The sequence below is a fragment of the Flavobacterium arundinis genome (assembly GCF_038289855.1).
GTDB classification, from domain to species: domain Bacteria; phylum Bacteroidota; class Bacteroidia; order Flavobacteriales; family Flavobacteriaceae; genus Flavobacterium; species Flavobacterium arundinis.
The window spans coordinates 75935-99200 of the sequence record NZ_JBBYHR010000003.1; the positions used below are offsets into that span (position 1 = coordinate 75935).

Consider the following 23266-nt stretch of genomic DNA (forward strand, 5'->3'; position numbering starts at 1 on the left):
TCTTAAAAAGTAATTTCCTACAAAGGTATAATACGAAAATCACTATTGTATGTAATTTATTGATATTAATATTTAATAATTGACTTAATTTAGATTCAGGTCGATAAATGATAATGTATATTTTGCACCTTTACTGGCATCGATTTCTAAAGCCCCCTGCAGCTGTTGTGCCAATAAGCGAGTCAATTCTATCCCAAACGATGTTGTTGAAACTTTTTCAATATCAAATCCGGGGCCGTTATCTTTAATCACCAGTAAATACTCATCATTGCTTTTAGTTATGTTTAATGTAATCTCAAGAATAGTACCGTTGCGCTTTGCGTATTTGCATGAATTATTGATTATTTCACATATTATAAGCCCCAAAGGTATGGCTGTTTGTATATCGAATGTAAAGCTTACATTTTCGAGCAAAACATTAATTTCGGATGAATCAACCTGATAAAGATCAATTATGGAAGGCACCAGATTATTTAAATATTGACTAAAATCTACACGCTCTGAATTTTCAAAGTCATAGAGATTCTGATGTATAAGCGCCATTGAAATTATACGGCTTTCATTTTGTGTAATAAATGGATGATGGGAAGAATACCCCAGTTTCTTAGACTGTATATGGAGGAAACTTATTATCAATAGCAGATTGTTTTTTACCCTGTGATGAATTTCTCTCAATAAAATTTCCTTTTCACCTAAAGATTTAGATATTAAAGCTTTGGAAATCTGTAGTTCCTCAATTGCATTGTTTAATTCTAAAGTTTTTTCGGCTACTTTTTGTTTTAAAAACTCTTCACGTTTTATATTTAAACGTGTACCAAATCTAAAAGCAAAATAAACTGTTATTGTAAGTATAGTGCCTATAATTACCCAAAAAAAGAAAGTTTCATAATACCTTTTCTCAAACCTGAAGTTAAAATCTCTTACTACACTATGGGCTGTTCCGTGGGTAGAGATCCTTATACTTAACCTGTCCGTTCCACCTGCATCACGGGCGAAGCTAAATTTATTACCCGTTACCTTCTTCCACAATCCATTACTGTGGAGTTTATATTCAATACTGAGGTTCTCCCTGTCAAAATAATAGGCATAAGAAAAAGACACTTCAATAATCGATTTATCTTTACTGACAAAATACTTATCAGCATCGGAGTTAACTACTCTTCCATCTGCTAAAATTTTGTCAACCACGATATCCGCGCTAAAGACCTGCCTCTTTACTGTTGACGGATCATACCATAAAAACCCTTTCATCGTAGGGAATCCGATTATACGGCCATCATTGACCGATGGATGCGTGCAGCCACCATTAAACTCGTTTGTTACCAGCCCATCCTCTATTGTAAACTTGTAAAAGTCTACCGACTTACCTTGTAACGTATTTTTAATTATTGAAGTCCTGTTTCCCAGTAACAGCCCCTCGTTGGTACTTATCCATATATTGCCCAATTTATCTGTCTCTACAGTATGTGCAGTATTAATAGTAAGATTCCGGTCGTTAACCTTATAAACCTTCCCCGAGGATACTAAATAAAGTCCTTGCCCATAGCAGCATACCCAATAACTGTGCGAATCGTTTTTAACAATATTCCTCGCATAAACAGTTTCAAGGCCTGCTATTTTTATAATTTCTTTTGAAAATGGCTTATACTCATATACCCCTTTTTCAGTAGAAATTATAATTTTATCTTTCCATGAAAATAAATTCGTGACTTTTTTATTTTTAAAAGCTTTTACCAAAAAACGCTCAACAAATACTTTGTCGTTTTGTTTACAAATTATTGGTTGCTCAGGGTCGCGTGTTACAATCCATAATATATTTTTATGCCAACAATAGCCCAGGTATTCACTGTTCGTTTTTAAATCATCTATAAGAAGTGGCTTTAAAAAAGTATTTATATCCAGCAAAACCTTATTGCTCGCCTGTATGTAAAAATTATGATTATAATCGAGCAGAAAACAATGGCTACGGTCTTTTACCGCATTGTCATATACTACTTTGTCATCTTTCAGGTTGTACTGCCATCCTGTTGCGCTATAAATGGTATTTTCATCAATTTTAGCTACCGAGTAATTAATATTGTGCCTGTGTAATTTGAATTGCAAGGACTTAAAAGAACTATATTTTACCTGTAATATCCCTTTAGTTGCGCTTGTAATAAAATATATGCTACGGTTCTTATCATAGCATATATTTGTAATATCGTTAACGCCAACATTTGCCAAAAACCTTGTTGATAGCTTATTGTTTAGATACTCAATTAAATATAGATTTTTATCATTTAGAAGATAGTAAGTGTCATCATTACCGCTAATTATCTTATTAAGCTCTTTATCTTTTTTATGTGGTTGATCAATAAAAGATGCTATCAGCTTGTCAGTTTGTATCCGTTTATCTTTTAATATGGTACTTCCCCTAACCTCATAAACCATACCCCCATCTGAAATAAATATTTTATCAACATTCTTAAAAAGTATCTCATCACATTTTAAAGGAATCGTTTTATTTAGGTTAAAGTCTTTGAGGTTTATAATTTTCAATCGCTCCATATATCTTATATAAAGGTGATGATTGGTTATAAAAAAATTCGTCAAATTATAGTCAGGAATTTTTTTGATTTCCGAAATATTTCCGCAATCATTTTCAATTTCCTTTTTTAACTTTTTATTCAACAAAACCCATTTTATACTTCCATCGTGGACTACAATACGATTCTGCATTTTTAAATTAAACCTGTTTATAGTACCCGATTTTATTATATACCAATTCTTTGCCGGATAGGCCTGAAAAAGAATGTCGCCTGTAAGAACATTTTTTTCCAATATCACTATCCTGTTATTTTCAATATCGGGAAACCTTTCCGATTTTATTTTAAGCAGCTTTAGCCCATCATACCTGTACAATCCCATCTCTGTAGCAATCCATAAAAAGCCATCGGCATCCTGCACACAGCTCCGTATAGAAACCAGTGGATCCAACGGATCGTTTATCCATTTCATGTTAGTAGGAATCATTGCATTTTGGGCATAGCCTGCCAAGGTAAATAATAGAAGAAAAGAAAGGAAAAATTTCATATTTGAAGAATCATTTATAAAGTGTGACTTAAATTCAACATTGTGTATGTCTTGATGTGTACAAGTAAAAAATCGGGCTAATACCAAAAATTATAAAAAATTATATCTTACTATAACATTAAAGTACACTTCAAAAAAATATTGCTTTAATTTTTTAGTAATCCCAAGAGTAGTAAAATATAGTGGCTCATATTAGTCTTCAAAATGTTAAGAATAAATAAACCTAACTTTGAAAACTCAATAATTATTCTTTATTTTAAGCAACGTTTTTACTGATTTATCAATTTGATATAGAGAAATCAGCTCTACAGAAAAATGATATGAGTCTCAGCCAGCAATAAGTGAATGGGGCTTTGAAATTAAAATAACACATCACTTAACTGTTTTATTTTTAAGTAATTAATAATCTTTTATTATTTGTTTTTGGAGAACCAAATTACAAAGATAGTTATAGAGGCGGCGATTCTTGCCAAGAATTTAAATGATATGAACGACTTAAAGCTTAACATCTACATACAAAAGATGAAATAATCCTGCTGGATTATCGGATTTATAAATGATTACAATGTACAATTTAAAAAGAGAGCTCTTATGCTAAAAATCACTATTATTATGTCTTATTATTGTGTAAATAGCCAAAGTCCTTTTGAAACGCTTTGAAGGCATTTGACCGGGCTTGAGTTATTACTTGCGCTATTTCTATAAAACTAGTTCCATGATTTTTGTTTGGGTTATAAAGCATTATGTGTAAGTGCAAGCAGTTCTTTTAGTTCCTTAATTTCCTGCTGCATTTTTAAGATAATATCAACCGGAGGCTGTTCTGTACGGGTCTCTCTATTGGTAAGTCGCTACTGCAATTGTTTCATTTCCCTGCCAATTGGAACCTGTTCTGTGAGGGGCATACTCTTCAGTCTGCTTTACAGAGCTGTGGCACAGCATTTCGAATTATAGTCTTTATCAGTCATGATGTTAAGTAGGTTAAAAGTTTTGGTTATCAGTACTTTAGCTGCTGTTTTGTGGCGAAATTTCTAAAAAATATTTTTGCCACGATTTTGACACAAGCTTTATGTGCATTTTTGAAAAATTTGAGATAGTTCGAAAAAATAAAAAACACGCAAAATGTTTATTTTGATGGTTTTACGAAGCTTTTTGAAAATATTGCTTTGTTTTGAAAAGCTAAAAAAATCGTTTCAGCAGAGTGGTACGAGCCCCGAACCAGTTTGCTGAAGCGTACCCCTACAAGGCGCAGGCTCACGCCGCTGGTAGAGTTTCCCGAAGGCTTCCAGTACAGCTTTGGTTAGCGTATGATCCGATGCCGTATATGCTAAGGTTACCGGCCTTGTCTCGGTATCAAAATTAGAATAGCGGAGCTTTACGGTCACGTTTGAGGTCAGCCATCCCTCACTACGGATCTGGTAGGCCAGGAACATGTCCCTTACGTTTTTCAGCCTTTCAATTTTAAATACTTTTTTCTCTAATAGCGAGAGTTCTTCAGCGGTCAGGCAGTGGCGCTCTACTTTGTCGAAATGTTTTTTAAAATGGGCAAAGGGGTCTTTTTCAAGCCAATCCAGTTTAATAGCCAAGTTCACCATTTTACGAAGCCTTTCAATGTGCTTTATAATGCCGTTGTTGTGCAGCCGCTGCTGATGGTCTTTTGGCACGTATGACCTGAGATAGCTTTCAAAATTCAACAAAAAACGATAGGTGAGCTCTGAGAGCAGTATATCATGCCGGTGGTATTTGTCCCGCAGGAATTTGCCGATATAGCGTTGGGTCGTGCCGTAATTCTTCATGGTACCCGGTGCAAGTTTATAAGCTGCCTCCTGGTTATGGTAGTCAAAAAGCTTTTCGATTGTTATGGCATCTTCATCCTGACCAGTAAACAGCGCTTTAAGCTATCAACATTAATTGGCTTTCTTTCCTGTATAAGGTTATGGTAGCCATCGGCTATGATACTCCTAATACGCTCAATGTAGTTGTTAAGGCTGGCGCTTTCATCCCTTTTTCCCTTAGCGCGTCCTTTGGCTTCGTCCCAGAATTTTGGGTCAATCTTCTTTTTAAGTGAAACTTCGGATCTTCGTCCGTTTACTGTAATTCGCGCATAGACAGTTGCCTCTGCTGTTTTTTCATTTTTTGGAACCCTAATGATGAACTGGATACCAAAGTGTTTGTGCTCTTCATACCAAATGTGGTTTAAATTAAACATGACATTAAGTACCGATTCAAAATGCTTGCGAATCGTGAGCGGCTTCAAGAGGCTACGTTTGGCAGTAATAAATGTTAAAAAAATCGCCATAACAGATTGCTATTCAATTTTTTAACCCTGTTTTTGTGAGTAAATTTTTTCGCATTGAAATTTACTCACCTAATTACTCACAAAAATATTGATATAAATGCCGTTTTCATTTTAGGGTATAAAACGAAAAAAGCCCGCAAATACTGAGTATTTGCGGGCCAACAGAAGCCAATGAAGACTTCAAAGTCGGGGTGGCAGGACGACTCCAAACCACCACAAATACTTTTATATCAATAAATTATGTACACATCTTGAAAAACACTCACCGTTTTGCTCACAAAGCTTTGTAACGGTAGTATTTACAAATTTATGGAATATTTTTCACAAAGGATCATTGAGAATTTTATACTTTTAATCTTTTTTGCATAAAATGAGTTGCTGAATACAAGTCGTAGTATCAGGGAGAAGATGGGAGTCGAACTCCATCCCTGAAACCCTTGAAAATAAAGGGTTTCATATTTCGTAGGGATGTAGTGCCATGATTTTGCCACAACTTTATCCTGCGTACGTACTTGATTTAAAGAACATTATAATTTACACAATTATATGTATTTATTTGATCGTGTTTACCGTGATTCACTTCAAAAAATCTACTAAAATTTCCGCACATCGTCAGCCATTACGCTTTCTATGCTTTTACTTTACCAATTATGCTTTCTGGAGGAACTGTCTTAAAACATATTGCAGTATGCCTTTATTCCTGTAATACTCTATTTCTATTTTAGAATCCAGCCTCGCAACTGCCTGAAAATGTATTACGGCTCCATTTGATTTGACCGCAGTTATATCAACCTCTTTTAGCGGCCTGATCTCATCTGCTATTCCCGAAATGCTGAATTGCTCCTCTCCTGTAAGATGAAGGCTTTCGGCATTTTCTCCTGGTTTATACTGTAATGGCAAGACACCCATACCTACAAGGTTACTGCGGTGAATCCTTTCATAGCTTTCGGCCAGTACTGCCTTTACGCCTAACAAAAATGTGCCCTTTGCCGCCCAGTCCCTCGATGACCCGCTACCATACTCTTCACCTGCAAGGATAACCAATGGTGTATCGGTAGCCTTGTATTTTACAGAGGCATCATAAATGCTCATTTCTTCGCCGGTAGGCATATATTTAGTATAGCCGCCTTCTTTTTTGGCAAGCCTGTTTTTAATCCTCACATTAGCAAAAGTTCCCCTAATCATCACCTCATCGTGGCCACGACGGGAACCATACGAGTTAAAATCATTTTTCTCTACACCGCGACCCGTCAGGTATATACCGGCATCTGACGTATCCCTGAAAGAACCTGCAGGTGAAATATGGTCGGTTGTTATACTATCACCCAAAGCCAGCAATACATTGGCATCCTTAATATCCTCTAATGGCTGCGGGTTATCCGGAAGGTCTTTAAAGAAAGGTGCTTCCTTAATATAGGTCGAATTGTCATCCCACACATATATCTTTTCATCGGGCACCTGAAGGTTTTGCCATATCTCATTCCCTTCAAATATGGTCCCGTAGCTGTTGGCAAACTGATCTGGGGAAAGTACAGAACGCAAAACGTCATTGATCTCGTCATCGGCAGGCCAAATGTCTTTAAGGTATACCGGTTGCAGGTTAGGATCATAACTGATAGGCTCATTGATAAGGTCGATATCTACCCTTCCCGCAATGGCGTAGGCTACAACCAGCATGGGGGACATTAAGAAATTCATCTTCACCTGCGGATGTATCCTTGCCTCAAAATTTCTATTGCCTGATAATACCGATGCAGCCACGAGTTCATGTTCATCTATAGCTTTGGCTATGTGTGCAGGCAGCGGCCCGGAGTTTCCTATGCAGGACGTACAGCCATAACCCACGACATGAAATTTCATCGACTCAAAATCGTCCAGCAGATCGGCTTTTATAAGGTAGTCGGTCACAACTTTAGATCCCGGTGCCAGCGATGTTTTTACCCATGGCTTAACGTTAAGCCCGCGTTCCCTCGCCTTACGGGCTACAAGCCCTGCACCTACCATTACATAAGGGTTAGACGTATTGGTACAGGATGTGATAGCGGCAATAACTACAGCACCGTCAGACAGCATGAACTGTTCCTGCCCTACCGTTACAGACACTACCTTCATTCCATCTTCGATCTTTTCCTCAATTTTTGTTTCGGGAGGCATTTGGGTATCTGTTGTAATAGGCACAGAACTTCCGCCTTCGGCATACCATCTCGTAAGCTGTTCCTGGGGTTTTATATAATTACGCCCAAAGCTCTTATGAAGCACATCTATAAATGCTTCTTTAAAATTTTTAAGCAGTATTTTGTCCTGCGGCCTTTTAGGCCCTGCAACGGTTGGTTCTATGGTTGAAAGATCCAGTTCGAGTATATCGGTATATGTAATGTTTTCACTACCTGTACGCCATAATAAATTAGCCTTGCAATAATCTTCCACAAGCTTTACCTGATCTTCCGACCGGTTGGTAAGGCGCATATACTCGAGCGTTTTATCATCTATAGGGAAATAGGTGACCGTACAGCCAAATTCGGGCGACATATTGCCAATAGTAGCCCTGTCGGGCACCGAAAGGTTATCCAGCCCGGGGCCAAATACCTCCACAAATTTACCTACTACTCCATATTTACGGAGCAGCTCGGCAATGGTAAGCACCATATCAGTTGCCGTAGAACCGAGAGGAATTTTGCCGGTTAACCTTAACCCGATAACTTCAGGCATGATAAAGTAGATCGGCTGGCCTAAAATTGCAGCTTCAGCTTCTATACCCCCTACACCCCAGGCAATCACCCCAATACCATTAACCATTGGCGTATGGCTGTCGGTTCCCACTAAGGTATCCGGGAAAATTTCACCATTGCGTTCTATAACGCCTTTTGACAAATATTCAAGGTTTACCTGATGGCAGATACCCATGCCGGGGGGGACTACACTAAAATTACTGAAGGATTGCTGCGCCCATTTCAAAAATTGGTAGCGCTCCTTGTTCCGTTTATATTCTTCATCCATATTTCGGGCATAAGAATATTCCGTTCCAAAATAGTCCACCTGTACCGAATGGTCTATAACCAGGTCTACCGGTATAAGCGGATTTATTTCGTCTGGATTCCTTCCCCTGCGCGCTACTTCAGCCCGCAGCGATGCAATGTCGACCACTGCGGGAACTCCTGTAAAATCCTGCATGAGCACGCGCGCAGGCTTGAACGGGATGTCTTTGTCAGACGGTTCGGGTTTCCAGTTTAGCAGTGTGTCAATATTTTCGCGGGTAATGGCAAAATCATCAAAGTTGCGCAACACATTTTCCAGTAGGATCCTTATGGAAAAAGGCATCTTTTCTATAGCATACCCCTGCTTCTGCATTTCGGGAAGGCTGTAATAGGTGAAAGTCCCATTCTTGGTATTTAACAGCCTTTTAATCTGGTAGATGTCATTACTCATGATGCTATGCTTTTTTATAATAAAATTGATGGATGCACTTGTAGAAGAGGCGGCAACCCTAACCAGGCGCCGCCACTGATAAAACTATATATAATACATGATAGTATGCTTATATGTTTTTGGATTCCTCTCCTGGTCGTTTCCCTTCTGCAGTGTGCTGCTTGCGGTTCAGCGCGAAGACAAACCATACAAAAGCGAAAAGCCCGATTGCAAAAATGGTGTCTCCTATTATACGAAGCCATTTGATATTGTCCATTCCCGGTCCTTTTAAAAACTCAGCTGATCGGGCGTACCACATTCCCTCATTGACACTGGCGATTGCCTGTAAGATTCCCATTGGCAGCAGGCTCAGGACAAGCATGAGCATGAGCCCTATGTTTATCGACCAAAATGCAAAACCAATTAGTCTGTCATTCCATTTTTGTATCCGGTACATACTTCTGAGTGTAAACAAGATGAGCCCGATGCCGAGCATTCCGTAAACTCCAAATAGAGCGCCGTGGGCATGTGCCGATGTTGTATTTAACCCTTGTATGTAATATAAAGCTAGTGGCGGATTGATGATAAACCCTAAAATGCCGGCTCCGAAGAAATTCCAGAAGGCAACCGCCACCAGGCAATAAATCGGCCATTTGTAATCCACAAGCCATTTGGTGGCTTTGCTAAGGCGGTAGTTCTCGTAAGCTTCATACCCGATTAGTACCAGCGGCACGACCTCAAGGGCACTGAATGTTGCACCGATTGCCATAATTGCCGTAGGCGTGCCACTGAAATATAAATGGTGGAAAGTACCTAAAATTCCGCCTGAGAGGAAAATTACTGTTGATAAAATAACCGTAACAGTCGCTGTCTTTGTCCGTAGCAATCCCAACCTGACAAACAGGAATGCGGAAACGACCGTAGCAAAAACTTCAAAGAATCCTTCCACCCAAAGGTGGACAACCCACCATCTCCAATACTCTGCGATGGCAAGGTTGGTTTGTCTTCCCCACATAAGTCCTGCGGCATAGAATATGGCAATGGCTGCGGATGCCACGAGGAACATGGTCAGCAATCCCTTTTCTGCAGTTTTGCTCCTAATTACAGGAATCAGCGGCCTGAACATTAACGCCAACCAGACAAATAATCCAATGCAGAGGAAAATTTGCCAGAACCTTCCCAGGTCTACATATTCGTAACCCTGATGGCCGAACCAGAAGTTGGTTTCAAGCCCAAGCTTCTGCATAACGCCCATCCACTGGCCTGCCATTGAACCTAATACGATGATCAGTATGCAGATAAACAGGAAGTTTACGCCAAGCTTCTGGTACTTGGGGTCTTTCCCGGCAACTGATGGTGCTATATATAGCCCGGTAGCTAACCATGCGGTGGCAATCCATAATATACCGAGCTGGACATGCCACGTCCGGCTAATGGCATAAGGAAGCGTGCTTGCAAGGTCAAAGCCGTAGAATGCATCACCCTCAACCCCGTAATGTGCGGTTACCACCCCTGCAGTAACCTGGATGAGGATCAATATGCTTACCACCCATATGTACTTTTTGATCGCCACCATAGAAGGGGTCAGTATTTGCCGCATCAGCGGGTCTTCAACCGGCATTTCCGGCATATGCTCTTCACGTAAGCGGGCATGGTAAAAAACCATTCCTCCCACACCGATCAACAGCAGGATTATGCTGACGCCGGTCCAGATTAGCAGGTTACCGGTTGGTTTATTCCCAACGAGTTCTTCAGCCGGCCAGTTATGGGTGTAGCTGATGTCGCTATCAGGACGTTCAGTTACACATGCCCACGTCGCCCAAAAGAAGAAACCGCTCATCTGGCGCATCCGCGCGGCATCTTTTATCGCATTTTTCGGAATAGCATAATTGTTCCTTAATTCGTCCAACTCAGGATTTTCCATAAAGAGTCCCGCGTAGTAACTGTTAAGGTATTCAATGGCTTCGGCCCGTATGGGCGAAACAGTGATATCGCCGGTTTCAGGATCGTATGTGTTTTTGCGAAGTTCAATCTGAAGCCGCCGCTCCAGCCCAGCCTGCTTTTCACTAGGCAACGTTTCATAAGAAATTCCGTATTCCGATTTCGACCACCTGTTTAAGATATAAAGGGCTTCACGGTGCAGCCAGTCCGCAGTCCAGTCAGGCGCAAGGTACGCGCCATGTCCCCAGACAGAGCCCACTTCCTGCCCGCCCATGCTTTGCCATACATTCTGGCCGTCTTTAATATCCTGCCCCTGGAAAATTACCTCGCCAGTGGTAGTAACGACACGTTGTGGCAATGGTGGTGCCTTTTGGTAGATCTCGTGGCCAAAATATCCTAAGACCCCCAACGATATCGTTGTGATCAGGATAAATGCAATCCATAACTTTCTTTCTTGGTTCATATTGATAATTGTTTTAGTTGATTAGAAAAGTTTAGCGAAAGCCTACTTGTCAGAATGCTGATGGTAAAAGGAGATTTTGCTCGTGGTATACCCGTGATGCGGAATACTCTTCCAGTGTCAGTAATTGCAGCATCCTTGTTGGACGTCATTCACTTGTAGGGTTTTATCCAAAACTAGTGTTTACAACCATAAATGTAGTCATTATTTACGACATACTTATGACAGCATATGATAACTAAATTTGATCTGAACTTTTAGCAAGGATGGATCTCTTCTTCAAAAAGGCAAATTATTAGGAAGCTATGATTCTCTTTCCCAGAACCTGTCTGTGTCATTTTCATAAAATGCCAAGCCTTGATGAACAGCTTGGATCTGCTCAAGTTCCTTCGGGGTTGCCACTAGCTGGATCTGCTCAAACAATCTCCGCTCTTCAAAACGGATATGTGATTCCAAAACCTCCGCAGCTTGTGCCAGTTTCTCGTTAGTACTTATTGGCGGTAGCAATGTCCGCATTAACCTGTGCTCTCCCATCGCCCTTTTCACTAATTCATGGTCCATTCCTAAAACTGGGAACACATGGAGTTCCTCTATCTCAAAGTGAGGCAGGAGGTGGTTTTTGTAAAACCACCTAACATATGACGAAATCCTTTCCGGGTCTATCCGTCTCTTAATGCCTGTTCTTATTTTCCAGCACAGCAGCAATCCCTGGTGATGGTCAATACTTAAGGGTCGGAGCGCCGCAGAACGCTTTAATGGTTTATTTTCTTTCATATCCCTCCAAATCTTACAAAACTTCCGATTACAAGCATTAGTATACCAAGTGCAGTGACAAACATGATGTGGTAAAGCAAAGGCAGTAGGTTATTATTTCCTGCCTTAAGCCGCGGTATGATATTAAACTGCGCGCTTAGTGCCAACAGCAGCGTCAAAAGCAGCAACAGGAGTTTAAGCGATACCACCCGTTCCACAGGTGCCGCGAAGCTGAACCAATCCGTTGGGGCGATTCCATAATCAATAGCCATGGCTATCCCGGAACCTACAAGGACCAATAAGGCGCCCATGCCCAGTTTCTCATATTTTTTTTCAAAGTCCAGGATGATATGCTTGTTCTTTTCCCGCAGTGCTGCAGGCACATAACATGCCAGCAGAAGGATATGCCCGCCTACCCAAATGGTAGCGGCCAGTAGGTGTAAAAGAAGCAGGATGTGATGATAGGCCATTAGTATTCAGTTTATGTTCCGCCGCTATGTTAATAGAGCAAAAGTAAATATAGTAGGGGCAAGTGATTATGACCACAGTCATACATTGTAAAATAATAAGTTGCTTTAGCGCTAAAATGCTGCTACGGAGCTAAAAACATTTATTAGTATGACCACGGTCATAAAATAAGGGCAATATGCACAGTAAGTTTGTCCTATAATAATTAATCAACAATCATGAGAAAATTAGCAATCCTAACTATCGCCTCCATATTCCTGATGTCCTGTGGGGGAGACAAAGCAAAAAATGAACAGGATTTTTCGAAACCTGATGCTGAGGAAACTGCGGCAAGCCCATCAGACTATGACCCTAAAAGAGGAGAAGGCAAGTATGATAAGGTAGACCTGGGGGCCTCACTTGACCAAGCCATGGCTGATAAAGGTGAAGATGTTGCAGGCGTAAAATGCTTATCATGCCACAAGGTTACGGATGAAAAACTTGTAGGCCCAGGATGGAAAGGTGTCACGGAGAGAAGAAGGCCGGAATGGGTCATGAATTTCATCACCAATCCGGACCCAATGATAGACAAGGACCCTGAAGTACAGGCCCAGCTTGAAATCTGCCTCGTGCGTATGCCTAACCAGGGGCTTAACGATGAGGAAGCAAGAAACATACTTGAATATATGCGCAAAATAGACGGTGTTAAATAATACACCGCAATACCTAACTCAATTTTTATTGACCATGAAAAATAATTTATTAAAAGCCGCTGCTTTAATCATTTTGGGGAGTTCTTTGTTTGTTTCCTGTAAGCCAAAAAATTCCGGTGATGCTGTAAGCGGTGATGCGGCTCAAAAAGCATATGTGGCTCCGGGCAAATACGATGAGTTTTACAACTTTGTATCCGGTGGTTTCAGCGGGCAGCTAAGCGTTTATGGCTTACCAAGCGGAAGACTTTTCCGTGTAATCCCTGTGTTTTCTGTTGACCCTGAAAAAGGATGGGGCTATAGCGAAGAAACGAAACCAATGCTTAACACATCTCATGGTTTTGTGCCATGGGACGATTTACACCACACCGAAATGTCTCAAACAAACGGTGAGGTAGATGGCAGATGGGTTTTTGGTAATGCAAACAATACCCCGCGTATTGCACGTATTGACCTTAAAACCTTCAAAACTGCTGAGATCATTGAGTTGCCAAACAGTGGTGGTAACCACTCATCTCCTTTTATTACTGAAAATACTGAGTATGTAGTAGCAGGTACACGTTTTAGTGTTCCCGGAGATTATGAGAATGGCGATGTGCCCATTAACACTTACAAACAAAACTTTAAAGGACATATTAGTTTCGTTAAGGTAGGCAAAGAGGGTGAAATGGATATCGCTTTCCAGATAAGGACTCCAGGTGTGAACTTTGACCTTTCTCACGCAGGTAAAGGAAAATCGCATGGATGGTTCTTCTTTTCAACTTATAATACAGAACAGGCAAATACTTTACTTGAGGTGAATGCATCGCAAAAAGATAAAGACTTTATTATGGCTGTGAACTGGAAGAAAGCCGAAGAGTATATTAAAGCAGGTAAAGGGAAAAAACAAGCTGTTAAGTATGCACACAACACATGGGATGAAAAAACCCATACGGCGAAATCTGAAATAAAAACAGAAGTTCTGGTACTTGATGCAGCAGAGTTTAAGGACATATGCTACATGATACCATGCCCTAAATCTCCTCACGGATGCGACGTAGACCCTACAGGAGAATATATTGTAGGCAGTGGTAAACTGGCGGCATTAATACCTGTATTCAGTTTTGATAAACTGAAAAAGGCTATTGCAAGCAAGCAATATGAAGGTGATTATGAAGGCATACCGGTACTGAAATATGAAAGCGTACTGCACGGTGAAGTTAAAAAACCTGGATTAGGCCCTCTACACACAGAGTTTGACGGTAAAGGAAATGCTTATACTTCATTCTTTGTATCTTCAGAAATTGTTAAATGGGATATCAAAACACTTAAAGTGTTAGACAGGGTTCCTACTTATTATTCAATAGGACACCTTATGATACCTGGTGGTGACAGTAAAAAACCTTTTGGTAAATACCTGGTTGCTTACAACAAGATCACTAAAGACCGTTACCTGCCTACAGGGCCGGAACTTGCACAGAGTGCTCAGATATTTGATATAAGTGGCGATAAGATGCAGTTAATACTGGACTTCCCTACCATAGGCGAGCCACACTATGCACAGGCAGCACCTGCCGACCTGATAAGGAACAACGGGCAGCTTAAGTTTTATAAGCTTGATGACAACCAACATCCATACGCAACTAAAGGCGAAAAAGAGTCTAAAGTAGTAAGGGAAGGGAATAAAGTGCATGTATACATGACCTCGATACGCTCTCACTTTGCGCCTGATAACATAGAAGGTGTAAAAGTAGGTGACGAAGTTTACTTCCATGTTACTAATCTTGAGCAGGATTGGGATGTACCACACGGCTTTGCAGTGAAAGGGGCAGATAACGGTGAGCTCCTCATAATGCCCGGTGAAACCACTACATTAAAATGGCTACCCAAAAAACCTGGGATGTACCCAATGTATTGCACAGATTTTTGCAGTGCACTTCACCAGGAGATGTCGGGTTACATAAGAGTATCCCCGGCGGGAAGCAATGTCCCAATATCCTACAGCTTAGGAACTAACCAACCTGCAGCTAAATAAAATCTCAACAAAAGGGGCAAAAATAAAATTTTGTCCCTTTTAAATTCTTTTATCATGACTTTTTCAAAAATTTCTTTGCTGTCAAAACTTTTTTTAGGAGTTACCGCAATACTTTTCTTTTGTTCACTACTTTTCCCTATGTGGCAGATAGACCTTGATGCCCCTCAGTACCCTGAAGGATTGGTTTTAAAATTACATGCTCATAAGATAGGTGGAGATGTGGAAATTATAAATGGCCTTAACCATTACATCGGTATGAAAACACTTCATACCGAAAATTTTGTAGAGTTTAAAATACTGCCTTATATAATTGGTTTTTTTGGAATTGTGTCATTACTTATGGTTTTCTTTTCAAACAAAAAATGTGTTATAGCCCTGTTTGTATCGTTCCTGCTATTTGGCGTACTGGCAGGTTTAGATTTTTACAGGTGGAACTATGATTACGGACATGATCTTGACCCTCATGCCGCTATACAAGTACCGGGAATGGCATACCAGCCACCTCTCATTGGCTACAAGCAATTACTGAATTTTGGTGCCTATTCAATCCCTGATACCGGCGGATGGATGCTGTTTGCAGCAGGATTGTTATTGCTGATGGTAATAATTAAAGAAACAAACCTGATTAACAGGTTTAGAAAGCCGGCTACCGCCGGGACCGTTGCACTATTTGCTTCTTTAATTATGTTTTCTTGTAATACAACCGAACCAAAACCAATAAAGCTGAATAGTGACAGTTGCGAGTTTTGCAAAATGACCATATCTAACGGCAAGTTTGGCGCTGAAGTAATTACCCAGAAAGGAAGGCATTACAAATTTGACGATATGTCGTGCATGGGACAATATGTAAAAGCTAATACCCAGGTTAAGTACAGTTCTTTCTACGTAAATGATTATTTACATGATAATACCCTTATACCTGCCGAAAACAGTTTCTATCTTAAGGGAGGAGACATAAGCTCTCCTATGAGGGGAAATATTGCTGCCTTCAGCACACAGAAAGAGGCAAATGAATACAAGCAAAAACTAAATGCTGATACCAAGTCGTGGGCAGAAATTTTTAATGCATATTAATGAAACTGATTTTTAATATAATAACCTTTTTGTCTTTATGTACTGCAAATTCCCAGGTTATTAATGTGGGGAACGAATTTGCCATAAAAACCATTAAGCAGGCCATTGCGAAAGCAAATAACGGCGATACCATAATTATTAATAAAGGCACTTATAAAGAGGGCAACATACTTATTAAAAAAAGAGTTGTTGTTTTAGGCAAAGGTTATCCTGTCCTTGACGGGCAAAGCAAACATGAAGTATTGTCAATAGGTACAGACAGCGTTGTCGTAAAAGGGCTTAAAATAATAAACTCAGGGCACTCTGCACTTAACGACCCTTGCGGGATAAGAGTGTATGACAGCGACAATGTGGTAATTGCCAATAATATACTTGACAATAATTTCTTTGGGATCTACATACAAAATGGAAAAAACTGCATTGTAAAAAATAATGCCATAATTGCATATGGTGAAGATGAACAACTTATAGGTAACGGCATACACTGCTGGAAGAGCGAAAACCTTCAAATAATAGGTAACAAAATATCGGGCCACCGCGATGGCATTTATTTTGAATTTGTAACAGAATCCGTTATTTGGAGAAATATTGCAAAAAACAATGTAAGGTATGGGCTGCACTTTATGTTTTCGCACAACGATTCCTACATCACAAATGTTTTTAAGAACAACGGTGCCGGTGTAGCCGTGATGTTTACTAAAAATGTAAAAATGTTCAATAATTACTTTGAAGAAAACTGGGGCGACTCGGCTTACGGCCTGCTTCTCAAAGAAATCTCAGACAGCTATATATTCAATAACAGGTTTGCCAGAAATACATCAGGTATTTATATGGAAGGCACCTCCAGGGTTAAAGTAGAGAAAAATGTCTTCTCGGCTAACGGATGGGGAATGAAAATACAGGCAAGCTGTATGGAAAATGAAATTGTAAACAATAACTATCTTAAAAACACTTTTGACATAAGCACGAACGGAAGCCTTGTACTCAATACTTTTAACAATAATTACTGGGATAAGTATGAGGGCTACGACATTAACCGGGATAACATAGGCGATGTGCCTTATCATCCGCTTAGCCTCTTTGCCGTGCTTACCGAAAGCAATCCGTCCACTATGCTATTATACCGCAGCTTTATGATTTCCCTGCTGGATAAGTCAGAAAAAGTACTGCCCAGCATAACACCGGATAATTTTATAGATAATTCACCTTTAATGAAGGCATTGCCACTATGATAGAGATTAAAAATTTAAGCAAGAAGTTCGGGAAACTGGAAGTATTGAATAATGTAGATTTTTCTTGCGGCAAACAACAATGCATTGCCCTTATAGGGCCTAATGGCTGCGGAAAAACCACTCTTATTAAATCTATTTTGGGAATGGTATTGCCCGATAAAGGCAGTATAGAATTTAATGGAAAAACAGTACTGGGCGAACACCTGTACCGTGAAAAAATAGGCTACATGCCCCAGATAGGGCGTTATCCCGATAACATGACAATAGCCCAGATTATTGATATGATCAAGAGGATACGCAACTCTAAAGAAGCGCTGGACGAAGATCTTTACCATGCATTTGGCCTTGAAAAAATGTTAGAAAAACAAATGCGCACGCTCTCCGGCGGCACTACACAAAAAGTAAGCGCTGTATTAGCATTCCTTTTTAATCCGGATGTTCTAATTCTGGACGAGCCTACAGCAGGCCTGGATCCCTTGGCATCAGAAATTTTGAAAGAAAAGATAATCAAAGAAAAAGAAAAAGGAAAATTGATCCTTATAACTTCTCACCTGCTTAGCGAGCTCGATGATTTAATTACCGAGATAGTTTTTATGCAGGAAGGTAAAATACATTTTCATAAGAAGATTGAGCAGCTAATAACTGAAACTAATGAAACTAAGATATCCAAAGCGATAGCAAAAATTTTAAGACAGCAGAAAAATGGAGAGATTAATTAAGATCATATTACTGGATATACTTAAAAATAAGATAGTTGTAACTTATACACTTATACTTGCCATACTATCGTGGAGTTCGTTTGCACTGGAAGATAATTCGGCAAAAGGGCTGCTTACCATCTTGAATGTAATTCTTTTTACAGTACCGTTGGTTTCTGTACTGTTCGCTACAATTTATATATACAATAGTTCAGAGTTCATTGAGCTTTTACTTAGTCAGCCTGTAAAACGGGCAAAAATATGGATTAGCCTGTTTATAGGGCTTTCACTTTCTATGGTACTGGCCTTTTTTGTTGGCGCCGGTATACCTCTGCTTGTAAACTCTCCCGATGCAGTGGGCTTCATGATGATCTTAACCGGATGCCTTATATCGGTAATATTTGTTGCACTTGCTTTTTTAAGTTCAATACTTACCCGCGATAAAGCTAAAGGTATAGGTATTGCAATTATGGCATGGCTTTATTTTGCCTTACTATTTGATGGTATGGTCCTCTTTTTATTGTTTCAGCTTGCTGAATATCCGATAGAAAATGCAATGGTAGGCATAACTGCGCTAAGCCCTATAGACCTGGCTCGTATACAAATACTGATGCATCTTGATGTCTCAGCCATGATGGGCTATACAGGAGCAATTTTCAAAGATTTTTTTGGCACAACTGCAGGACTTATAATTTCTTTCCTGCTACTATGCCTTTGGGCCGCTATACCTTTTTATATATCATTGAGGAAATTTAAAAATAAAGATTTATAAGGGTTAGCTTATGATCACATGACATAATGTACCATTAATAATAATTATCATGAAAAAGGATATAAAGGACAGGAAAGATATTGAACACTTAGTGAATGCCTTCTATGATAAGGTAAAGAATGATGATGTTATTGGTTACCTTTTTAATGATGTCGCCAGGGTTAATTGGGGTGAGCACTTGCCAAAGATGTATAACTTTTGGGAAAACATTTTATTTTACACCGGTAATTATAGTGGCAGCCCCATGATTGTTCACAGGGAACTGCACAGCAAAAACACCATGACAAAAGAGCATTTTAATCACTGGAACCACTTGTTCAATGAAACCGTAGACAGCATGTTTGAAGGGGTAAAGGCAGAAGAGATAAAAAGCAGGGCAACAAATATAGCTGCGGTAATGATGTATAAAACCCTCACCCCTATCGATTAGCCATCAGGGATATTTGTATAGTCGCCCAATGTCAGATAGACAAAAAGCGTAAACTCCTAAGAGTTTACGCTTTTCTGAATTAACAATCAACTAATTTCTATTTAGGGAGAAGTACATCTCCCACAACATGTATTATACCGTTTGAAGTTTCTATTGAGGCTACTATTTCAGAACCGTTTACAAAAACTTTTTCACCCTCCCGGGTTATTTTCACTTTCCCGGATGACACCATCTCAAATTCCTGCCCATCCTGCATGTAATCTGTTTTAAGAACGCCTACATAGGTATGATACTCTAATACATTTTTTAAATCATCTATCTTCTCCGGCTTTAAAAGGCCCTCTACCGTGCCTGCGGGAAGTTTATCAAAGGCAGCGTTTGTAGGTGCAAACACTGTAAATGGACCTGCGTTGCTTAACGCATCAACAAGTCCTGCAGCTTTTACAGCGGCAACCAGCGTAGTGTGGTCTTTACTGCTTATCGCCGTCTGGACTACATTGGGTTTAGAAGTTTCATCCAGCACGCCTGATTGGCCCACACTTTGGGTAGCTTCAGTCTCAGAAGCAGCCTCTGTTTTTTCAGTACTTGTCTGTTGGCATCCGAAAGAAGCCATAAGCGCTGCTAATAATAATGGTTTAATTACTTTTTTCATAGTTACGGGATAATTAGATTGTTAGGATTATAGTACAAAGTACTTAACTTGAATCCTATAACTTTATGAGTGTAATCATACATACACAAATTTTCAACCTTTTTTTATAGTGTATAAATAAAGGATCCCAATGCCTGAAACCAGTATTAAAGCCGCTATAAAAAGAGCCTCATTTACAAGTGGAACAATAGTATAAGTAAAGGCCGCTACACCCTGCACCGCCAGTATTACTTCATTTAGCAGAACGCCCACGGAAAACAGTAAAAGGCCTAATAGAACTTTTCTGGATGTGGTAAGTATATTGACAGCATACATGTAGTACAGCAGAAAGAGTGTAATTATCGCTAGCAATACCAGATGGAGGTACGCGATAACTACAGGCCTGAACCCAAAAGCGAGCTTACTTATTACCGGTATTGTAGACCCCAGCTGCAACAGGAGCTTAATACTCAAAGCAGTGCCTACAAAAAGCAAAATATATTGCAGTATAAAAGGCAGGCTGTTACGAATTATGTGATTTGCCCTGAGCACCTGCTTAATAATTAAAAGCCATGCCCATAATTGAGCAAGAGCAGACAGCATTACGATAACATAGAGCCACAGCGGAAGGTCGAGCCATAGAACAGAGAGAAAATATGCAGGAATGCAGGAAACAAAAAAGAGCCTGTAAGCTACTACATAAGCTTGTCCTTGAGCATTTATATAATTCATAAACAAACCCATACAGGCAAAGAAAAACCATCCATTATATTGGAAGTGCAAGAAGTAATAAACGGAGACAAGGTATTCATTTTGATGCACGTTCTTTGTAAGCATCATATATGCCAAAGCAAAAACTCCCGCAGCAGAAATTACATTGAATAATAGTGCTGCTTTAAACCATTTTGATGCTATTGTATTGATAACAGCTCGTTTTAGCTCTTTTATATATAGGATTGAAAACCAAAAGGAGGCAGCAATGGCTATTACTGAAAAAACAACTGCGGTAACGCCATAACCAAAGGCAATGAATGAAAGAAGCATGCCATAAGAGGCAATAAGGTTAGTTATGAATACAGGGCCGAATTTTCTCACATTTAAGCTCCCGTCAGACATTAGAAGACAATGAACCATAAGCACCATAAGGGTGTGGCTTATCCAGCCGTAGAACGCAAAATGATAATGGGAAAACTGCAGGTTCTTTTGGTTCAGGTAAGGAAATTCAAACCCTATTTTATACCGCATCAATAACCCTATAATGGCAACAACTAATAAATTGAGCAGCGAAAATTTGAACCAAAACTGTAGACCTGCCTTCATCAATAGTAGATTTTATGGTTCTTAATCTCAATCTTTTTTTCAGTATTCATCCTGGAAAGCGCCCTGATTACGGTTTCTACCCGCAATCCTGTAAAATTTGCTATTTCCTGCCGGGTATACGTGATTAATTCTTTCTCGCCTTCCTTATTTTTCTTGCTGGTATTAAAAAAAGCAATGATGCGGAAAGCAGGATTCTGGTTAATAATATCTTTAGATGTTTTGGCTTTAGAATATATCCTGCGTGCCATCAGGTTTAAAAACTGTTTTTGTATGGAAGGATACTCATCCAGTATCCTTATGAGTTTATCTTTAGAAAGCTTGATTATTGTAGTATCGTGAAAAGCCATCGCGGTAGACGGATAACGCTCGTCTATAAAAAGTGGGGGTTCTCCAAAACTCTGGCCGTTAAAAAAGTAGCCTTGGGTAAACTCTTTTCCCTTATCATTTGTATTGAACATTTTAACGCAGCCGTCTATGATCTGGTAGTAGAAATTAGCTATCCCTTCTTCCTCAAAAATAATTTCACCTTTTTTATATTCCTTGGCAACGGCTCCCCAAGTGTACAGTAAATCAAGATCTATTAGCATGACAGTAAAACTTTAGGGCCTTCAAACCCTCATTATTTTCGTCTTACAAAGTTAGCTGTATATATATACATAAAACATGACCGCGGTCATAAATAAACTGTACTCCATGATATAACTTTGCGGTATGAATAAGTTTATGATCATAATTGCCCTTATCATCCTCTTAAGGCCTGTTATTCCGGTAGCAGGGTATTTTGTAAACTATGATTATATTGTGAAAGAACTTTGTGAAAACAAAGGCAACACCAGCCTGAAATGTAACGGTAAGTGCCAACTTAAAAAGGAACTTGCAAAAGCCTCTGCTGATACCGAAAGCACCAACCCCGGGCGCAGGATAAAAGTAGCTGAACAGGAAATTCTATATTTACATACCATTGAAGAATTTGTATTTCCAAGAGATGCCGCTTTTATAGTAGATATACAGGACAGTTATACCAATTTTTATAGCTATAAAAACAGCAACAGCATTTTTCACCCTCCGCTATTGTATTAGTTTAAATCAACTTTCTAGTGTCTTTTATTTCGGTTTACAGCCGGAGCGGACTCTTATTATCATCACTTAAAATCAATACAATGAAAACTTTAAAATATTTATCTCTTATAATAATCGCTTTTTTCTCTTCATGTTCTTCTGATGAGCCTGAAACTGTTACCATCAACGAGCTGCAGGGCCTTACACTTGTACAGGAAATGCCTAACGACACACATATAGTAGAACTTTACACCCCTACCGGGACATTACAGCAAGGTTATAATGCCGTTTCGCTAAGAATAAAAGACAAAACAACAGGAACTTATGAAACAGATGCAACAGTGTCCTGGATGCCGGTTATGCACATGGCTTCAATGCAGCATTCCTGCCCTTTCTCAGGCATAGCAAAAACGCCCGGCAAAGAAACTCTATACAATGGCTATATAGTATTCCAGATGGCACAAAACGATATAGAGTACTGGACATTACAGGTTAATTACACCTTAAATGGAAATGATTATTCTGTTAGCGAAACAATAAATGTTCCCGCTTCTTCCAAAAGAAGAGTAGCTTCATTTACAGGAACAGACGGCAGTAAATATGTTATTGCACTGATTGAGCCCATAGCCCCCAGGGTCGCGGTCAATAACGTTACTGCCGGATTGTTCAAAATGGAGTCGATGGTGAGCTATCCTGCAGTCGATGGCTATACAATAAAAATTGACCCCCGAATGCCAAGTATGGGGAACCATGGCTCTCCTAATAATGTAGATCTTACACAGGCCGCTGATGGATTGTATAATGGAAAATTGTCGCTAACAATGAGCGGCTACTGGAAAATTAACCTGCAGCTTTTAAATACTGAAAATGTGGTTGTAAAAGGTGAGCCGGTTACCGAAACTGTTCCTGAAAGCAGTATTTTCTTTGAAATAGAATTTTAAATCGTATTCAA

Annotated in this window: 19 protein-coding genes; 9 read left to right on the plus strand and 10 right to left on the minus strand. The window is 39.6% G+C overall.

Annotated elements, in window-relative coordinates; genetic code table 11:
* Positions 1-84 precede the first annotated feature (84 nt).
* From AAEO56_RS05970 to AAEO56_RS06000, 7 genes are all read right to left on the minus strand, one after another.
* Positions 85-3072 (minus strand): histidine kinase dimerization/phosphoacceptor domain -containing protein, encoded by a 2988-nt coding sequence (locus AAEO56_RS05970; protein ID WP_341696122.1) that lies wholly within the window; start codon positions 3070-3072, stop codon positions 85-87.
* A gap of 1190 nt (positions 3073-4262) precedes the next feature.
* Positions 4263-4958, minus strand: a complete 696-nt coding sequence (locus AAEO56_RS05975; RefSeq protein WP_341696525.1) for a phage integrase SAM-like domain-containing protein — start codon at positions 4956-4958, stop codon at positions 4263-4265.
* Positions 4928-5368 (minus strand): Arm DNA-binding domain-containing protein, encoded by a 441-nt coding sequence (locus tag AAEO56_RS05980; protein WP_341696123.1) that lies wholly within the window; start codon positions 5366-5368, stop codon positions 4928-4930. The genes AAEO56_RS05975 and AAEO56_RS05980 overlap by 31 nt, the downstream gene beginning before the upstream one ends.
* 648 nt (positions 5369-6016) lie before the next feature.
* Complete coding sequence (gene acnA / locus AAEO56_RS05985; protein ID WP_341696124.1) at positions 6017-8794, minus strand: aconitate hydratase AcnA; 2778 nt, start codon at positions 8792-8794, stop codon at positions 6017-6019.
* A gap of 109 nt (positions 8795-8903) precedes the next feature.
* Complete coding sequence (locus tag AAEO56_RS05990) at positions 8904-11177, minus strand: nitric-oxide reductase large subunit (protein ID WP_341696125.1); 2274 nt, start codon at positions 11175-11177, stop codon at positions 8904-8906.
* A gap of 300 nt (positions 11178-11477) precedes the next feature.
* Positions 11478-11948, minus strand: a complete 471-nt coding sequence (locus tag AAEO56_RS05995) for a hemerythrin domain-containing protein (RefSeq protein WP_341696126.1) — start codon at positions 11946-11948, stop codon at positions 11478-11480.
* Positions 11945-12397 (minus strand): CopD family protein, encoded by a 453-nt coding sequence (locus tag AAEO56_RS06000; protein WP_341696127.1) that lies wholly within the window; start codon positions 12395-12397, stop codon positions 11945-11947. The genes AAEO56_RS05995 and AAEO56_RS06000 overlap by 4 nt, the downstream gene beginning before the upstream one ends.
* A 216-nt stretch (positions 12398-12613) precedes the next feature.
* Here AAEO56_RS06000 and AAEO56_RS06005 point away from each other — a divergent pair, with 216 nt between their 5' ends.
* Genes AAEO56_RS06005 through AAEO56_RS06035 form a run of 7 tightly spaced genes read left to right on the plus strand, consistent with a single transcriptional unit; the run spans position 12614 to position 19304 of the window.
* Positions 12614-13087 (plus strand): c-type cytochrome, encoded by a 474-nt coding sequence (locus AAEO56_RS06005; protein ID WP_341696128.1) that lies wholly within the window; start codon positions 12614-12616, stop codon positions 13085-13087.
* 34 nt (positions 13088-13121) lie between these two features.
* Positions 13122-15098: a Sec-dependent nitrous-oxide reductase gene (gene nosZ / locus AAEO56_RS06010; RefSeq protein ID WP_341696129.1), complete on the plus strand. Its 1977-nt coding sequence runs from the start codon at positions 13122-13124 to the stop codon at positions 15096-15098.
* Positions 15099-15152: 54 nt separating this feature from the next.
* Entirely contained in the window at positions 15153-16172 is a 1020-nt protein-coding gene (locus tag AAEO56_RS06015; protein ID WP_341696130.1) for a nitrous oxide reductase accessory protein NosL, read from the plus strand.
* Positions 16172-17404, plus strand: a complete 1233-nt coding sequence (locus AAEO56_RS06020) for a nitrous oxide reductase family maturation protein NosD (protein ID WP_341696131.1) — start codon at positions 16172-16174, stop codon at positions 17402-17404. Before AAEO56_RS06015 ends, AAEO56_RS06020 begins: the two co-directional genes overlap by 1 nt.
* On the plus strand, positions 17401-18123 hold the full coding sequence (locus AAEO56_RS06025; RefSeq protein ID WP_341696132.1) for an ABC transporter ATP-binding protein: 723 nt from the start codon (positions 17401-17403) through the stop codon (positions 18121-18123). The genes AAEO56_RS06020 and AAEO56_RS06025 overlap by 4 nt, the downstream gene beginning before the upstream one ends.
* Positions 18107-18874: an ABC transporter permease subunit gene (locus AAEO56_RS06030; RefSeq protein WP_341696133.1), complete on the plus strand. Its 768-nt coding sequence runs from the start codon at positions 18107-18109 to the stop codon at positions 18872-18874. Before AAEO56_RS06025 ends, AAEO56_RS06030 begins: the two co-directional genes overlap by 17 nt.
* A 49-nt stretch (positions 18875-18923) precedes the next feature.
* Positions 18924-19304 (plus strand): group III truncated hemoglobin, encoded by a 381-nt coding sequence (locus AAEO56_RS06035; RefSeq protein ID WP_341696134.1) that lies wholly within the window; start codon positions 18924-18926, stop codon positions 19302-19304.
* A 97-nt stretch (positions 19305-19401) separates the two neighbouring features.
* Here the strand turns inward: AAEO56_RS06035 and AAEO56_RS06040 are convergent, their stop codons facing one another.
* The 3 genes from AAEO56_RS06040 to AAEO56_RS06050 all read right to left on the minus strand — a co-directional run bounded on the left by AAEO56_RS06040 (position 19402) and on the right by AAEO56_RS06050 (position 21842).
* A complete protein-coding gene (locus AAEO56_RS06040; RefSeq protein WP_341696135.1) occupies positions 19402-19956 on the minus strand; it encodes a fasciclin domain-containing protein in 555 nt (184 codons plus the stop codon).
* A gap of 93 nt (positions 19957-20049) precedes the next feature.
* Positions 20050-21255, minus strand: a complete 1206-nt coding sequence (locus AAEO56_RS06045; protein ID WP_341696136.1) for a hypothetical protein — start codon at positions 21253-21255, stop codon at positions 20050-20052.
* Positions 21255-21842 carry a Crp/Fnr family transcriptional regulator gene (locus AAEO56_RS06050; protein ID WP_341696137.1) on the minus strand — a complete coding sequence of 196 codons (588 nt, stop codon included), beginning with the start codon at positions 21840-21842 and terminating at the stop codon, positions 21255-21257. The genes AAEO56_RS06045 and AAEO56_RS06050 overlap by 1 nt, the downstream gene beginning before the upstream one ends.
* A gap of 124 nt (positions 21843-21966) precedes the next feature.
* On the opposite strand from AAEO56_RS06050, the gene AAEO56_RS06055 reads away from it, so the two are divergent.
* The gene (locus AAEO56_RS06055; RefSeq protein ID WP_341696138.1) at positions 21967-22335 is read left to right on the plus strand and encodes a hypothetical protein; all 369 of its coding nucleotides are present in this window, start codon (positions 21967-21969) and stop codon (positions 22333-22335) included.
* Positions 22336-22415: 80 nt separating this feature from the next.
* Positions 22416-23255: a hypothetical protein gene (locus AAEO56_RS06060; protein ID WP_341696139.1), complete on the plus strand. Its 840-nt coding sequence runs from the start codon at positions 22416-22418 to the stop codon at positions 23253-23255.
* The last annotated feature ends 11 nt before the right edge of the window (positions 23256-23266 follow it).

Coding starts and splice junctions, on each gene's coding strand:
- AAEO56_RS05970 (WP_341696122.1), bottom strand. CDS start 3,072: ATGAAATTTTTCCTTTCTTTTCTTCTATTATTTACCTTGGCAGGCTAT.
- AAEO56_RS05980 (WP_341696123.1), bottom strand. CDS start 5,368: ATGGCGATTTTTTTAACATTTATTACTGCCAAACGTAGCCTCTTGAAG.
- acnA (WP_341696124.1), bottom strand. CDS start 8,794: ATGAGTAATGACATCTACCAGATTAAAAGGCTGTTAAATACCAAGAAT.
- AAEO56_RS05990 (WP_341696125.1), bottom strand. CDS start 11,177: ATGAACCAAGAAAGAAAGTTATGGATTGCATTTATCCTGATCACAACG.
- AAEO56_RS05995 (WP_341696126.1), bottom strand. CDS start 11,948: ATGAAAGAAAATAAACCATTAAAGCGTTCTGCGGCGCTCCGACCCTTA.
- AAEO56_RS06000 (WP_341696127.1), bottom strand. CDS start 12,397: ATGGCCTATCATCACATCCTGCTTCTTTTACACCTACTGGCCGCTACC.
- AAEO56_RS06005 (WP_341696128.1), top strand. CDS start 12,614: ATGAGAAAATTAGCAATCCTAACTATCGCCTCCATATTCCTGATGTCC.
- nosZ (WP_341696129.1), top strand. CDS start 13,122: ATGAAAAATAATTTATTAAAAGCCGCTGCTTTAATCATTTTGGGGAGT.
- AAEO56_RS06015 (WP_341696130.1), top strand. CDS start 15,153: ATGACTTTTTCAAAAATTTCTTTGCTGTCAAAACTTTTTTTAGGAGTT.
- AAEO56_RS06020 (WP_341696131.1), top strand. CDS start 16,172: ATGAAACTGATTTTTAATATAATAACCTTTTTGTCTTTATGTACTGCA.
- AAEO56_RS06025 (WP_341696132.1), top strand. CDS start 17,401: ATGATAGAGATTAAAAATTTAAGCAAGAAGTTCGGGAAACTGGAAGTA.
- AAEO56_RS06030 (WP_341696133.1), top strand. CDS start 18,107: ATGGAGAGATTAATTAAGATCATATTACTGGATATACTTAAAAATAAG.
- AAEO56_RS06035 (WP_341696134.1), top strand. CDS start 18,924: ATGAAAAAGGATATAAAGGACAGGAAAGATATTGAACACTTAGTGAAT.
- AAEO56_RS06040 (WP_341696135.1), bottom strand. CDS start 19,956: ATGAAAAAAGTAATTAAACCATTATTATTAGCAGCGCTTATGGCTTCT.
- AAEO56_RS06045 (WP_341696136.1), bottom strand. CDS start 21,255: ATGAAGGCAGGTCTACAGTTTTGGTTCAAATTTTCGCTGCTCAATTTA.
- AAEO56_RS06050 (WP_341696137.1), bottom strand. CDS start 21,842: ATGCTAATAGATCTTGATTTACTGTACACTTGGGGAGCCGTTGCCAAG.
- AAEO56_RS06055 (WP_341696138.1), top strand. CDS start 21,967: ATGAATAAGTTTATGATCATAATTGCCCTTATCATCCTCTTAAGGCCT.
- AAEO56_RS06060 (WP_341696139.1), top strand. CDS start 22,416: ATGAAAACTTTAAAATATTTATCTCTTATAATAATCGCTTTTTTCTCT.